16 protein-coding genes and 1 tRNA gene are annotated in these 14,730 nt (G+C 51.2%); 1 reads left to right on the forward strand and 16 read right to left on the reverse strand.

The window, feature by feature from the left end:
- Positions 1 to 57: 57 nt before the first annotated feature.
- From N6G83_RS39030 to N6G83_RS39075, 10 genes are all read right to left on the reverse strand, one after another.
- A complete protein-coding gene (locus tag N6G83_RS39030) occupies positions 58 to 3,483 on the reverse strand; it encodes a phage tail tape measure protein (RefSeq protein WP_260524127.1) in 3,426 nt (1,141 codons plus the stop codon).
- A 72-nt stretch (positions 3,484 to 3,555) separates the two neighbouring features.
- Entirely contained in the window at positions 3,556 to 3,729 is a 174-nt protein-coding gene (locus N6G83_RS39035) for a hypothetical protein (RefSeq protein WP_260524128.1), read from the reverse strand.
- A 105-nt stretch (positions 3,730 to 3,834) separates the two neighbouring features.
- On the reverse strand, positions 3,835 to 4,341 hold the full coding sequence (locus N6G83_RS39040; RefSeq protein WP_260524129.1) for a ProQ/FinO family protein: 507 nt from the start codon (positions 4,339 to 4,341) through the stop codon (positions 3,835 to 3,837).
- Positions 4,342 to 4,355: 14 nt separating this feature from the next.
- On the reverse strand, positions 4,356 to 4,814 hold the full coding sequence (locus N6G83_RS39045) for a single-stranded DNA-binding protein (protein WP_260524130.1): 459 nt from the start codon (positions 4,812 to 4,814) through the stop codon (positions 4,356 to 4,358).
- Entirely contained in the window at positions 4,811 to 5,086 is a 276-nt protein-coding gene (locus N6G83_RS39050; protein ID WP_260524131.1) for a hypothetical protein, read from the reverse strand. The genes N6G83_RS39045 and N6G83_RS39050 overlap by 4 nt, the downstream gene beginning before the upstream one ends.
- A gap of 447 nt (positions 5,087 to 5,533) precedes the next feature.
- Positions 5,534 to 7,663 (reverse strand): DUF927 domain-containing protein, encoded by a 2,130-nt coding sequence (locus N6G83_RS39055; protein ID WP_260524132.1) that lies wholly within the window; start codon positions 7,661 to 7,663, stop codon positions 5,534 to 5,536.
- On the reverse strand, positions 7,660 to 7,890 hold the full coding sequence (locus N6G83_RS39060; RefSeq protein WP_260524133.1) for a hypothetical protein: 231 nt from the start codon (positions 7,888 to 7,890) through the stop codon (positions 7,660 to 7,662). The genes N6G83_RS39055 and N6G83_RS39060 overlap by 4 nt, the downstream gene beginning before the upstream one ends.
- Positions 7,880 to 8,122, reverse strand: coding sequence for a DUF4222 domain-containing protein (locus N6G83_RS39065; protein WP_260524134.1), 243 nt, complete (start codon positions 8,120 to 8,122; stop codon positions 7,880 to 7,882). Before N6G83_RS39065 ends, N6G83_RS39060 begins: the two co-directional genes overlap by 11 nt.
- A 9-nt stretch (positions 8,123 to 8,131) precedes the next feature.
- Positions 8,132 to 8,773 (reverse strand): hypothetical protein, encoded by a 642-nt coding sequence (locus tag N6G83_RS39070; RefSeq protein WP_260524135.1) that lies wholly within the window; start codon positions 8,771 to 8,773, stop codon positions 8,132 to 8,134.
- Entirely contained in the window at positions 8,766 to 8,960 is a 195-nt protein-coding gene (locus tag N6G83_RS39075; protein WP_260524136.1) for a host cell division inhibitor Icd-like protein, read from the reverse strand. The genes N6G83_RS39070 and N6G83_RS39075 overlap by 8 nt, the downstream gene beginning before the upstream one ends.
- Positions 8,961 to 9,155: 195 nt before the next feature.
- On the opposite strand from N6G83_RS39075, the gene N6G83_RS39080 reads away from it, so the two are divergent.
- Positions 9,156 to 9,470 carry a YlcI/YnfO family protein gene (locus N6G83_RS39080; protein ID WP_260524143.1) on the forward strand — a complete coding sequence of 105 codons (315 nt, stop codon included), beginning with the start codon at positions 9,156 to 9,158 and terminating at the stop codon, positions 9,468 to 9,470.
- Between the two features lie 126 nt (positions 9,471 to 9,596).
- Here N6G83_RS39080 and N6G83_RS39085 read toward each other — a convergent pair whose 3' ends face one another.
- The 6 genes from N6G83_RS39085 to lysS all read right to left on the reverse strand — a co-directional run bounded on the left by N6G83_RS39085 (position 9,597) and on the right by lysS (position 14,727).
- Entirely contained in the window at positions 9,597 to 10,367 is a 771-nt protein-coding gene (locus N6G83_RS39085; protein WP_260524137.1) for an antA/AntB antirepressor family protein, read from the reverse strand.
- Between the two features lie 14 nt (positions 10,368 to 10,381).
- The gene (locus N6G83_RS39090; RefSeq protein WP_260524138.1) at positions 10,382 to 10,579 is read right to left on the reverse strand and encodes an AlpA family transcriptional regulator; all 198 of its coding nucleotides are present in this window, start codon (positions 10,577 to 10,579) and stop codon (positions 10,382 to 10,384) included.
- A 113-nt stretch (positions 10,580 to 10,692) separates the two neighbouring features.
- Positions 10,693 to 11,565: a hypothetical protein gene (locus N6G83_RS39095; protein WP_260524139.1), complete on the reverse strand. Its 873-nt coding sequence runs from the start codon at positions 11,563 to 11,565 to the stop codon at positions 10,693 to 10,695.
- 69 nt (positions 11,566 to 11,634) lie between these two features.
- Positions 11,635 to 12,813, reverse strand: a complete 1,179-nt coding sequence (locus N6G83_RS39100; RefSeq protein WP_260524140.1) for a tyrosine-type recombinase/integrase — start codon at positions 12,811 to 12,813, stop codon at positions 11,635 to 11,637.
- A 164-nt stretch (positions 12,814 to 12,977) separates the two neighbouring features.
- A tRNA-Gly gene (locus tag N6G83_RS39105) sits at positions 12,978 to 13,051 on the reverse strand.
- Positions 13,052 to 13,209: 158 nt separating this feature from the next.
- A complete protein-coding gene (lysS, locus tag N6G83_RS39110) occupies positions 13,210 to 14,727 on the reverse strand; it encodes a lysine--tRNA ligase (RefSeq protein WP_024530770.1) in 1,518 nt (505 codons plus the stop codon).
- Positions 14,728 to 14,730: the final 3 nt, after the last annotated feature.

Below are 14,730 nucleotides of genomic sequence, written 5' to 3' on the forward strand. Positions count from 1 at the left end.
CCGCCTTAATGGCCGGCGCCCTGGTGCGGATAAAATCTTCAACCGCAAATCTCTTTTTTATTTCCGGTTGTTAAATAGACCCCACAGCGGTGATCCGGATCTTTGTGACTGTTCCATTACCGTAGTAACTATTGCCGCTTTTAGCTGCCTATTCGCCCCATCAACATCAACGCCAGAGGATTTTCCTTCTGGTTGCTGCTGGTTTTGGTTGATGATATTTATACCGCCAACATCAACGTTTATTCCTCCGCCGCGCAAACCGTGCATAGGAGCCGTTCCTGTGACCGTATTGCCAACTAGCCCGCCAGTGGCATAACCGCGCATCATGGCATACAGATTATCAACACCAATGCGATCCGTGGCCTCTTTGGTCATCACAAACTCACCGCGATGCACAACGCCAGCAGGTTCGTACTTCCCACCATCGCCGGTATAGCCACCCGTATCAAAGCTAAAAATTTTACCTAAAGCCGAAGAAATCGAGCTACCACCTTCGCCTTCCCCTAACATGATCTTGACCGCGTATGCCACCAAGAGCTTGTTGATGATATCAATAATCATCTTGAGGATTGACGTCGTGAAGTCGCGGAATGATGCTTTGCCGGTGGTCACCATGCTGGTCATCATGTCAGACATGCCGGAAAGCGCAGCGTTTGCGACGTTGGACATAGAGGCGTAAACATTGGTCGCCGAATCCAGGTATTCACTCAACCCCGCTTGAATGCCGAGCTGCCAGTTACCGCGCATCTTGTCATCATCGGCATAGAATTTGTCTTGAGCGGCAATGGCCTTGTTGTATGCGGCAGCAGCGGCATCACCCCCGATAGCCTTACCCTCTGCATCAACCTTTCCGCCTTTTTTGGTGTAGGTATTTTCCAGTTGAATACGTTCATCACGGCGGGATTGCTCCCGGCTGCTTAAACCATACTTGCCAAGTTCCTGTGCCGAGCGGCTCTCAATGGACTTAGTGTATTGTTCCATCTGGATTTGAAGATCGAGGCCTCGGCGTTTCTCCTGGTTTAATTTCTCCTGCTGCTCGGTATTACGGATCGCCGATCTCAGTGCCTCGTTATCCCTGAGAACGGACTGGTCCTGTAAAGAGAGTCGGCTTTGCCCGCGAAGAATGTTAATGCGCTCATCCAGTGCGGCCAGACGCTTACCCCCTTCCGTCAGTCCAATAATTTTCCCGTCTTGAATGGTAAGAGCGCTATTTTCAGCCAACAACGCAGCAAGGCGCTGTTGCTCCTGCTTAAGCATGCTGATTGACTGATCATCGTGATAGGCTTTTTGTTTTGGGGTTTTTGGATCTTTTAACTGATCATTGATATTTTTGCGGAGCCTTTCTTCCTCCTCCTTGCTGATCTTCGCGCCATCCTTGATGGCCTTCGTGAGCTTTTCTTGTTCTCTTGTTCTTTTCTGGGCATTGGACCAGGTTCGCTGAGTAAGCGAATTTACATACTCCTGCGCATGAATAGCTTTTTCGTTGTTTTTTTGCCCAATAGCTCGAGCACCATTCAGATCATCCTGCATCTGCTTTTGCAGTATGAGGGCGTTTAATTCGCTCTGAATTTGCCTTCTGGTGTTTGTGTCCTTTGTCCACTTGCCTAGATCGGCCTGCTTTTGGGCTATCTTTTCCTCAAGCGACGTTTCCCGTCCGATATCCAGCATCCTGTCCCATGCGCCCTTTGCCGCATCGCCCAAGTTATTCCATGCTGTCTGCAACAGGCCTAGCCTTGATTTTATTTCATCGGCTTTTTGACTGATTGCAGCGCTGTATGCATCTGATGCAATCCTGGCCGCCTCCTGCTGATTACCCTGCTCTTGTAGCGCTCTGATCTGGTTGTACGTCGCCAAATCGAGGAAGTGATACTGATCGGTCAACTTCTTGATGGCTTCGACTGGGTTTTCAGCGATCGCGTTAAAATCAGACACTAGCTGCGCCGTAGAAATACCGGCTGCATCGTTAAGCTTGATAATCGCCTTTGAGGCTGACGATAGCGACGCAGTGGCCACTTTGCCACCAGCGACTAATTGGTTCAGCACATCAGACGACATCTGAACAGTAGAGCCAGCGCTCTCGGCCAGCCACTGTGCCATATCGGCCAACTGACCCGACGTCTTACCAACGATATTACCCGTTAAAACCAGTGACTGATTAAAAGCATCCTGCTCTTTTGCCCCTTGGTAGTATGCGTAACCAAGCAACCCAACCACGGCAGTAACACCGCCGATCGCCAGCCTGGTTGGGGTCAAAAGGGTAGCGAATTGTTTTAAGTGATCGGCGTTCTCTGCCAACCCGTTGGCATTGTCAGACAGGGAATCACTCGAATCATCCGTCGCATCAGAGAAGCCCAATACCTCACGCTTAATCACATCAAGCAGGGCACTCCACCCACCGAATGAATCGGCAATCTGTCCGCCCTGCTGAGTAAATATGAGCCACAGCGGCATTCCGCCCGCAATAGAGGTGAAAATATCGGTGAATTGAGCGGGTAACTGGCGCATGGCTTGTCTGTACTGCCCTGCTGAAATCGTTCCTTTCCGCCATTCCTGGTCTTGCTCCCGTAACTTGGCAATCAGTGGTGCGGACTCGGTCGACACCCCCAGACTGGCCGCTTTTAGCTCCAGTAGTTGAATGCGCGTTTTACCAATACCGTTTACCTGATCCTGTAGCGAATCGACGAATGATTTGCGCGTGGACTCAGCACGCTTGGTTTCCGCTGCGGCTGATCGTTCTGCGGCCTCCTGTTCTTTGAGCGCCTCTTTCAATCCCCTGGAAGCGATCGCTGCGGCCCGTTTCTGATCGGCTTCGCGCCTTACCGCCTCCTCCTGCTGGCGCATTGCAGCAATCAGCGGTGCTGCCTCCTGGCTTATACCTAACTGGGCTGCTCGGTATGCAGCAGCATCTGAGGATGACGCCTTATAAAGCTCGTTCTGTGCTTGGAGTTTTGAAAGAAATGCCTCTTTGGCGGCGGTGGCACCCCGTTCCTGTTGCGCAGCAGTTGCGGCGGCTTTTCCTTCCTCCGTTCTGGCTGTTGCTGCCCGTTCCAACTGAATGCGGGTCTGCTGGATGGTACGAGAAGCCTCGGCAAAGGATTCCGGATCAATTATCCCTTTTGCGTTGAATTTCGATAACTGGCTTTCCATGTTATCGAGTCGTTCGAACGCCGCTGTAACCGGGTTAATTTGCGTCAGTAAATCGCGCAATTCTTGCCGTTGCTGCGCCGTCGCCTGCGAATGGTTTTTCGCTTCTGTCTGCGACTTATTCAACGATGCAGCATATTCAGCAACGCGTTGATGGGTGTCGGCAATCTCTTGCGCGATTTCCTTCGATACCTTGGCCGTATTTTTGCCGGATGCATTGAAACCATCAGCGGCACCGGCCGCACCGGCGGCTTTTTGCTGGAATTTATCCAGCTCTTGGTTGCCCCGCTGCAAATCGCCGGTATCGACGCGCAGGGAGATCGATGCAATATCAGTCATGCTGTACTCCATGCGTTGACATCATCTCAGCCCAAAAGGGAAAGATGATGTCAACAGCCTGAATATTAGGTTTCAAAAGCACCCTTCCTGCTTAAGTGCTTTATCCATGAGTCCGCGAGCGATCGCGTTAAGGGTAGGAGCTATCTGATACGGGGATTTCGCCCGTTCGCTGTCCTGGATACGTTTTACTGCCTGCATTTGTTCTTTGGTCAGCAACACGGGTTTGAAGTTGGGGTTATAGGCCATTTGACACCTCTCTGTATGTTTATACAGGTTTATTGTATTTCATAAATAGCAACGATCAACAACAACATTGCAATAAATGGAATTACGAGGTGTGATGAAAATCCCTTACTGGCCGGTAGAACGCTTTTTCTTGCCGCTTGCTTTCAGAGTAACCAATAGCCTCCGTGCGTTTTCCTGCTGTTCTGTCGTCACTTCGCCGCAAGGCTGGCCGTTCAGGTCATACCGAGGACCACCGGCCACTATCGCACGCAGATAAATCGGGGTTTTGGTCAGCCCGGCCACAGCCCGACTTATTTGTTTTGGTGTCAAAGGCAAGCAGCGTGCGGCGGCATCGGCCAACATATCGGCACGGATCCCGACCTTCATAGGCCTGGTCTTTCGGCGGTTGAATACCTGCGGGTAATGACTCTGTGCACGCTGAATATACGGGGATTTCCAACCACCCGCACCAGGCTGGGATTTTTTCGCCGGTTTCTCTGCGCCTGTGGGGCGTGGTGCAATTTTTGCCGTGTTGGCCGGGCGTTGGGCGGGCTTCGTCGCCGCTGGCGCTGGCTCCGTTTGCTGGCGCATCTGCTGTTTAACCTGCTGCAACTGCTCTTGGGTCGTGTTCACTGGCCTGTCCTCGGTCAGAATGGCGCATCATATGGCGGGGTTTGGTCAAAATCTTCCGGCTGTTGGTAAGGTGCTGACTGTTGCCCGGCCTGCTGCACTTCCGTTTTTCCGCCCCGATTTGAGGCGTTTTTCTGACTGGCTGGCCCGCTGCTTGGTCGCGCCGTTCTGGCGCTGACCACAGAATCAGCCACCACCTGATAGCCGGTTGCGGTGCGGCCTTCCTGCGTCGTCCACTGTGTGATCTGCATGTTGCCGGATACGCTCACCATATCGCCCTTGGCGTGACGGGCAAGCGCGTCAGCCTGCTTACCGAATGCCACTACAGCCAGCCAGAAAGGAGCCTCGCCGTTCTCCGCTTTCTGGCACGGCAGCGATACCACCAGCCGTGCAAATGCCATCGTGTTACCGTTGCTGGTGGTTTTGGTCTGCACATCGGCCACCAATCGCCCGTAGGCTGCTATTTGTGCTGTCATTTTTTGACCTTCTTCAATCGGTAGTCGGTTCCTCTCACCCATTCCATTCTTTCCACAGGGATGCAAACAATCTCCATTCCGTCCATGAATCGCGCAAAGCACACCGTCCCACAGGCCGTTACTGGGAATAGGGCACCCCCGGCCAAATTTGAACCATTATCAACACGCTGCCAGGCAACAACAGCCTCATAGGTACTCACCCCATCATCGCCTTTGGTTTCAAGCCACCAGCCGGGCTGTGCACCGTGGTCCGCATTTGCAGGTATGTGCATTTCTGTTACCTCTCTCTGTCAGCTATTCGGTTAAGTGCTATCACCATCCGTTTCAAAACACACCTTTGCTTCTTTGTTTTCATCATTTTTTCAACTCTCTATATAGGCGTAAAAAATCGATTTTTACCGGGATATCGGGATATCTGTAAAAATATACAATAATTTCAATGCATTAAATGAAATCTGAAATCCCGCCGTATCCCGGTGAGTATATTTTTATCATATAAATCAATAAAGTAATCCGGGGTACGTTCGCGGGATATCTCCCACCGCCAGCAATGGCGAGCAATTTACCACCAATTGTTAACCGCAATACCGGGATACGGCGGGATATGCCGGGATATGCAATAGGGATTTAATATATTGATTATTAACAAATATATTTTACATATCCCGATATCCCGCAAATCCCGCAGTTTTTGACCCTCTGCTACGCGTAAGTTTTTTTTATTCCTCTGGCTGGTCAGTCAGTACGATAAAGCGCTGCTGTGTACCGTTGACCTTGACCGTTTTTGACATCCACCGCCCGGACTCCGTACAAACCAGCATCCCGGCATCTTCCAGCGCTTTACAGCCAAAGTTACGACTAATGCCACATAGGATTTCTTCATCGAACACCGTAGGGATGATGTGATATTCCGGCTGACCATCATCACGGCGACCACTTACCAGATAACCAGCAAGATTATTGATACGGGCGGCATAATGCCCATCCATATCGCCATTGCTTTTGCCAAAGCTATACGGCTGGAAGCGGCTCAGGGCGTGACGCTGAATAAAATCTCGCGCACGGCTGACCACCTGGTATTTTTCGCGATTCTCCAGGCCGAAATCCTGTAGCCAATCGTCAAACGCCTGTTGTGTGGCAGACTGGCATTCTTCCGCCGTCCAGCCCGTGACTATGCCGGACAGCGCCCCGGCAGCGTCCAGCATGGCAAAACGAGACGCCACACGCTGCACCTGAGAGGAAGCGCCTTCCGGCAGGTGTGTTAACCAGGTGCTTTCTTTTTCGGCAACGGTGTTAATGGCAGTATCTTTGTTTTCGGCCAGCCAGCGGATCCATTTCCGCCCGGCAGCGCCGCAGTAACCGGACGAAAGACGCTTCATTGCCCGCGCATGTTCGTTACCATCGTCATAACCATTGAAATCGATGGTATCGATAAATGGCACACTTAGCAGGCGCACCAGTTGGCCCGCCTTCGGGGTTATGCCCCCTTTGAGCAGGAAGGTTTCAAAATCCTCTTCTCCGGTGCTCAGTGCGGCAATTTTCCAGCGCATTACCGCACGGTTGCCACCCTCCTTGCGCCCCTGAATGCGTCCCACCCCGTTAAACAGGCTGTAAGCAGACAGAGCAATATCATTGACCTTTCCACCTTGCCCAATCTCATCAATGGGGATAAAACCATCATTTCGCGCTGCCGCTTCGACCGTCAATCCATGACGGGTTGCATCCCATGACAGTTTGAGCATTTCCGGATCGCCGTAGAGGCTGGTAGCCGCCTCTACGGTTGTGGTTTTACCTGCTGACGACTGAGCAAAAAGGTGAATGCCAAAGCAGCTACCACCAGCCAGGGAATTTAACGGTGCCGCCAGCCCAACGAGCGCACCCAGCATCATCGAGTGATTGCCGCGCATCAGAGAGGCTACATTGTCCCGCCATTCTTCCGCCGTTCCGCGCACAACATAACCTCGGATTGCTGCCGAACCTCCGCAAAATGCTACTGGGCGTTCTGGATTGCCGATAACTTCACCATCAGGCATAACATACGCCCCGCAGTGCCACCCAGCGGTAGACGTAACTTCCCATACAGTGCGCTCACCCTGCCGCTGGAGGTACTCGGCCAGCTTATTGAGCAAGTGGGCGCTGGTTGTGATGGCAACGCCACGACCGCGCAGACGTGACCAGCCAGCAGGCATCCCAATCTCATTACGTGGCATGGCCTCATGGATGATTTTATCGGCCCCCTCGGGCACCATTTCAATAATCAGGTAGGCTTCCCCACCATCGTTACCGATCCCGACAGTCTGCATCTGGTCGCTGAGCCATTCACCGGGACGGATCACTTCACCAGACTGTCTATCTATTTTTGGCGTGACCCAATACAGGCCACCAGAACGAGACTCTACCCCCGGAGCCAGTTCATCCGCCGGCGCACGTTTCCCGCTTGCCTTGCGCATATCTTCAACCAGGCTTTCCCCGCGCTTGGCATCATCACGCAGCCGGGCCAGATACTCCCGCCAGTTCTCCGGCTCCCGGTCGGGAATACCCTTGTAAAGTTTCGCCTCTTGTACACCCGCCAGCGCCAATTTTTCAGCAATGGTATTAATCTGAATGGGTTCAATATCACCGGCCAGATACACGCGGGCAGACTGCCGCCCTTTGTCGATAAGGCGTAGGTTATGCAGCTCCGCCAGTTGCCTTTTACCCAGATAGATCGGCGGTACATCGTCACCATGCCTGTGGCCCTCGCTTTCACTCCAGTGCTGGGCGTGGGCGTAGGCATCGGACCCGGCGAAAATAATCGCCTCGGTGTTTTTATCCTTCGGGAGTACCTTAACGTTCGGTGCGGATTTCATGCTTTCACCTGTGCCGCTGGTGGAATAATCTGATAGCCCACCATGCGGGCAGTATTCAGAAAATCTTCAAGTGAGCCGAAAAACTCACCACGTCTTAACGGGAATTGCGCCTTCTCTACACCGTTTTCCATTTGCACAATCATCATGCCGGTAAAACCGGCTTTGATATTCAGATCCACGGTAACGGCAATAGTGGATGTGCTCAGATTGGACGAGTTAATTTTCATGGTGAGATCCCCCCGTTAACGTGAAATCGTTCAGGAAACGTGATGTAGGCATTTCGCAAGGAAACTCATACCCATCACGAATAAACTTCACTCGGTAAATACTGGCCCCGGTCACCGTTACCCCATTGCCGCGATTGTCTTTCCAGCGTTGGCCGGAATAAGGAATATCCGCGCTCTCTATTTTTGGGCTGAGTCTGGCCCCCGGCAGGTGGCCGGTTAATTTTTTATTCATGATTTTCCCTTACTGCCTGGTGTCTGGTTTTTTCGTGATAATACCGACTTGTTGCGCCACTTCGGCAATATCGCCAAGCGTCGTCACAACGTGGTTTGACGATAATTCTTGCTGGTGGACCACTTCGCCGTTCTCGGCAGTCACAAGAATTTCCCCGGAAAATTTCGTAGGAACCGTTATTTTCTGAAATCCGTCACCGCAACGTTTGGCTAACTCAATAAACGTATCAAGGGAGCAATCCAAGTGATCTTCCGGAATAGGGACGCTCCCCCGTATAACACCATTCTCAACAGTGAGTTTGAACTTGCCGGTAGTGGTGGGGAAAATACTCAAGGCCAGTAGAGACTCCACCGGGATATCGGATAATTTAGGAATGACGGGAGGGCCAGCGTTCAGCATCGGCGTTGAGGTAAGCATTTCTGCCACCTCAATTGACCGAATGTCAGCCTCCAGCATGGCGCTGGCCTGCTTGATTGCCTCAATGGCTCGCAACTCAATAAATGCGAATGCCTGCGGGGTAATTGCTCCAGAGTATTCCGTTTCGCAGGTGGCGTGTTTATCTGCCTCTTTAGCGATCGTGCCGACTTCAATAAGTGCATTCATTAACGTCATAATGGCTGCGGCGGCTGAACTATCAAAATGGTCACGCATGGCGCACCTCCCGCACCGGCAATCTTCCGGCGAACACAAGGACAAAGCGACCAGCCAGAAAAGAACGGGCTTCGCGCTCGCTGGTGGCCGTTACCTGCTCGCGGTGAGGAAGGGCCTGTGGATTGGCTCGAACTACGGCCAAAAACAGGAAGGTGAAGCGCTGCGGCGCTGTGGTAATATTCGACATAGCTACCTCGATACTGATTCTATCGTTGTGGTTAGAGGCCCGTTGGTGTTGGTAGCACCTGCGGGCTTCGCCGTTTTTACACTTCCAAAAGATGTAGTGTAAACAAAAATAACCAAAGGTGGTGAACACGTCAAGGCTTTTATGTTTACACCTTTCATGTATACTGTTGTACACCAATTTTTTCGGAGAGTTATGATGGCAACAGGTGCAAAAAACGCTAAGTCACAGGCTATTGCGGCCCGAGTACCCCATGAAGTTATTGAAGAAATGGAAGCTGTAAAACTTGAGGCTGAATCAACAGCAAACTTTATCGTCGCAGCCATGCGCGGGGAAATAGCCCGCCGCCAGACGGAAGGGAGTGGAGATAACCCTCTGCTTTCGTCGCTCGATGCGCTGGAACAAGTCGAAGCGATCGGCGTTACTGCCAGCGAGGAAATAAACCGACTGGTCAGCGTGGCGCGTGAAGAACTACAGCGCCGCAAAGCAAAGCAGGAAACGCCAGAAAGTTGAGTTTTGTTCAGGTGATACCAAAGGGCGGGGGCGCAATCCTCGCCTTTTTTTATTGGGGCCGATCCTCCAGCTGCACGGCAACGGATGCCAGCCAGTGGAAGGGCTTTTTTCTGGCCGGAAGCATGGTTATGCATGGTCAGCCCCCGGGTGCTCATCCAACCAACGTGCGGCCAATGTAGTAAGGCGCTCTTTGCGTTCGGCTGTACTCATGTCCATATCCAGCAGGGCGCAATCACGGCTTTCCAGATAGGCCAGTAATGCGAGTTGGTGGGTGCTCATGTGGTCGCGTACCTTTCCAGTAATGCCGTTTTTCTTCGCCCATACAGGCGGGTGCATGCCCAGCACCAAGCGTGCGAGGAAGGTGCACTCATTGCTATAGGCGTGCCCGCGCTGCGTATCACCAGTGCGCTGGATATAGCTTTTCATAGCATCGGCCATTACCTTGTGCTCTTCGCATGCTGTAACGCGCTTCTTGCGCCAGTTATCCCGTGCGGCCACTAGCTCTTGTGGAGCTACGCGGTATAGACGTTCTTCGCAGTCAATGAAGTATTGCCGTGCAAGTTTTCCTTGATCGTTACGTTCGACCATTGAAAGCTCTTTAGCCATATCAGAGCTGATCAGGTATTCCTCGCGAGGGCGGCCTTTTTTGGTGCTTTCCAAAAAAGTCTCGTAGTCATTACCCTTAATAAAACCATACTGAGCGATACGTTTTTTTATCCAGGTAGCAAATAGCTCTTTGTTGCCCAGGAATGCGTGTAGATTTCTGGCGTTAATGGTCGGTATTTCTTTACCGCCGATAATGCCCAGCGTGAAAGGAATTATTTCTGAAATATCGCCGTAGCTTTCTTTAGGGTGAGTTCGCCCCTGGCCAGTGATGGCCGTGTTTTTCAGTTTCATGTTTTCAGGCCCCATCATGCTGTTGTTTGGTCGCGTTCGGCAATGCGTGCATCAATCCACGCATCAACTTCACTTTCTACCCACGCAACGGCACGAAGGCCTAACTTAGTGGGACGCGGAAAACGGCCCTGAGACATGAGGCGATAAATCCACGGCTCGCTAAAGCCGGTTTTCTCCATCACTTTTGGTAAACGAATAAGATTACTTGCCATGTGTTAGCACTCCTGAATGGTTGCTAGTTGTACATGGCTATAGAAAAGCAGAGGTTTGATTGGGTGGTTGTGATATCACAAAACTAGTTCGTGATATCACGTTACAACAGACGCTAAGCTTTTCTTATCGCGGGTTTTTTACCAAAATATTTTGCTATTGTTTGAATGTGGTAATCCGGTATTGCAGTACCTTGCCTCGCCGCTTCAATAGAAATAAGCTCCAAAATTTTTTCCGCAGAAGTCGCATCAACATCTACTTTATTTAAATTAGGTATAAGCGACAAAAGGCCTCGCGTGAGCTCTGGAAGCTTCGATAATGTTTTTGGGTTATCGAATGGATCCTTCTGATTGTTACCGGACAAAGGTGAACCTGTCATTTTCTCATAAGAGGGAAACCCACCATTCTTTAATCGCCTAAGTTCTTCATGTGTCATTATTAAATCTTCAATTCTAATACTAAAGTCATTCAGCCATGTAAATTCAAGGAAGGAATTCAAAGTATAATCCTCACTAAAATCAAGGAATTTACTATTCACTTTAAGGCTTGTCTTGGGAATCGATACTACTCTTAAATTACATGACTCACCACGAATAAACTTATCTTCCGAATCACGTATTTTTTCAGATGGAATTTTAACAACACCATTCAATGAAGAAAAATCAGTGGTGAAAATCTCCAGCTTTCCGTCTTCGAGGCGTTTACAATTAATTTGCAATTTAACTTTAGTGAGCTTAGTTGAATAATCAACGTCAATTAAAGTATAACCACTATCAGTCGGCTGCTCTTTCTCGAATTGTTTTTCCACCTCATCCTCAAACAAGTAAGCACTCCAATAGAAAGTTGTTGAATCGTCATTTTGACCATTATACTTTATACAAAGCTCAGCAAAATCTATTGTCGCCAAATGAATTAGATAGTCTACATCACAGTCTAATATTTCTGCCGCTTTGCTAAGTGGGTAATACAATCTTTCTGGCTGTTGCATAAACTGGTATCCCCTCGGCGTTTCAGGTAGTCTCAAGTTCTACATGATTATACATAGTTGTAGCCATATCTACAGCCCCACCAGCTTATCCATATAGTCTGCATACCATTGGAGCATTTCCCGGCGGCCATCCAGATATTGCGCATGGTTGTACGTCCCCCGGATGCTGTTCTTATCGACGTGGGCCAACTGGGTTTCAATCCATGCAGTGTTATAGCCCTGCTCATGCAGGATGGTGCTCATGGTGTGGCGGAAGCCGTGGCCTGTGACACGCCCGGCGTAACCAATGCGGCGAACCAACACATTCATAGCCATTTCGCTTATTGGCTTGCTGTGGTGGATCCTGCCCGGAAACACATATTTGTAATGACCGGTAAGCGGTTTTAGCTGTTCCAGAATGCTAATTGCCTGGCTGGATAGCGGTACGCAATGAGGGCGGCGTTTCTTCATCCTTTCCGGTGGCACCTCCCAGAGCTGGTTATCAAAATCAAACTCTGACCATTCAGCCTGGCGCAGTTCTCCCGGCCTAGTCCCTGTGATAATAAGTAAGCGCATAGCCAACTTGACGATCAGGCTGCCGGTGTATGTGTTAAAAGTGCGGAAAAAGTCGGGCAGCTCGGCAACTGACAAGAACGCATAGTGCTCTTTTTTATGCGGTGAAAACGCGCTGGCGAGATCCGGGGCGGGGTTATATTCAGCCCTACCGGTGACGATGGCATATTTCCATACCTCCCCGCACCGCTGGCGTACCTTGCGCAATTTCTCTGTTGCACCGCGCTCATCCAGTTTTGAAAGCGTCCCTAGAAGCTCCATTGGTTTTATCTCGGCAATTGACCGATGGCCGAGGAATGGGAAAACATCACTCTCAAACGTTTTCATCATTTCTTCTGCGTACGATTCTGACCAGCGATCGCGCCGTTTCTCGTACCATTCCCGCGCTATCCCTTCAAAGGTGTTGCCGGTCACATCTTGCCGATCTCGTTTCTGCTGCTTCCTGGCGTCGCTGGGATTAATGCCCGATACCACCAGCTTTTTGGCCTCATCGCGCTTTTGCCTTGCATCGGTTAGTGAAACGGTGGGGTATGTCCCAAGGGAAAGCATTTTTGGTTTGCCGTCGAAGCGATAGCGAAAACGCCAGCCTTTGGAACCGTTAGGCTCAATGAGTATAGAAAGCCCACCGCCATCACTGAGTGTATAGGGCTTGTCTTGCGGCTTAGAGCGCCGTAGCTCAAGGTCTGTGAGAGGCATTGTGTATAGCTCCGAGGGATATCTAACGTCCTATACCCATTACTATACACATCTGTGTGTAGATTTTGCCATAGCCATGTAGAGCTTGAGATAGTACAAAAACCGTGAAATGCTTGTGGGGTAAGGCTTGAGTAGGGGTTAGGAGAGCTTGAGAAAGGTTTGTTTGGAGCGGGTGAAGGGAATCGAACCCTCGTATGCAGCTTGGGAAGCTGCCGTTCTACCATTGAACTACACCCGCTTAGGTGTGCGACTGGCATTATAACCGGTTATGCGCGCCGGGCAAGAGAAGAAAGTGCATAACTGCCGATGTTTTAAGCGGTTAGCAACACCCAGCTCTCTTCAGGCGAAAAAAAAACCGGCACAGTCACCTGCACCGGTTTAATCACTTGGCGAAGATTACTTGCTCGGGCGCATGGCCGGGAACAGGATCACGTCGCGGATGGTGTGGCTGTTGGTCAACAGCATCACCATACGGTCGATACCGATGCCCAAGCCTGCAGTTGGCGGCAGGCCGTGTTCCAGCGCGGTGACGTAGTCTTCGTCGTAGAACATCGCTTCGTCATCACCAGCATCCTTCGCGCTAACCTGATCGGCAAAACGCTGCGCCTGATCTTCTGCGTCGTTCAGTTCCGAGAAGCCGTTACCGATCTCACGCCCACCGATGAAGAATTCGAAACGGTCGGTGATTTCCGGGTTCTCATCATTACGGCGTGCCAGCGGAGAAACCTCTGCCGGATACTCGGTGATGAAGGTTGGCTGGATCAGATGGCTTTCCGCGGTCTCTTCGAAGATCTCGGTAACCACGCGGCCCAGGCCCCAGCTCTTCTCAACCTTGATGCCGATCGACTCGGCAATCGCTACGGATTTAGCCATATCGTTCAGATCGTCCAGATTGGTTTCCGGACGATATTTCTTGATCGCTTCGCGCATGGTCAGCTTGTCAAACGGCTTGCCGAAGTCGAACACCTCATCGCCATAAGGCACTTTGGTGTCACCCAGCACGTCCTGCGCCAGCGTACGGAACAGCGACTCAGTCAGTTCGATCAGGTCTTTGTAATCCGCATACGCCATATAGAGTTCCATCATGGTGAACTCTGGGTTATGACGCGGGGAAACGCCTTCGTTACGGAAGTTACGGTTGATCTCGAACACGCGCTCGAAGCCACCTACCACCAGGCGCTTCAGATACAGCTCTGGCGCGATACGCAGGTACATGTCGATGTCCAGCGCGTTGTGGTGAGTAACGAACGGACGAGCAGACGCGCCGCCAGGGATCACCTGCATCATCGGGGTTTCGACTTCCATAAAGCCTCGACCCACCATGAAGTTACGGATCGCCGCCATCACCTGAGAACGGATCTTGAAGGTGTTACGGGATTCTTCGTTGGCGATCAGATCCAGATAACGCTGGCGATAACGGGTTTCCTGATCGGCCAGGCCGTGGAACTTGTCTGGCAGTGGACGCAGTGCTTTGGTCAGCAGACGCAGCTCGGTACAGTGGATAGACAGTTCGCCAGTTTTGGTCTTGAACAGCTTACCGCGTGCGCCAAGGATATCGCCCAGGTCCCATTTCTTGAACTGCTCGTTGTAAACGCCTTCAGGCAGATCGTCACGTGCCACGTAAAGCTGAATGCGGCCACCCACGTCCTGCAGCGTCACGAAGGAGGCTTTACCCATAATACGGCGGGTCATCATACGGCCAGCCACGGTCACTTCGATACCCAGTGACTCCAGCTCTTCGTTTTCTTTGCTGCCGTATTCGGCATGCAGCTTGTCGGAGGTGGAATCACGACGGAAGTCGTTCGGGAACGCAATGCCGTTCTCGCGCAGCGCGGCCAGTTTTTCACGGCGTGACTGCAGCTCATTGTTGAGATCCAACGCCTGTTCGGCGCCTTGTGCTTGTTGCTCAGACATTTC

This window comes from Serratia sp. PL7, from assembly GCF_945957435.1.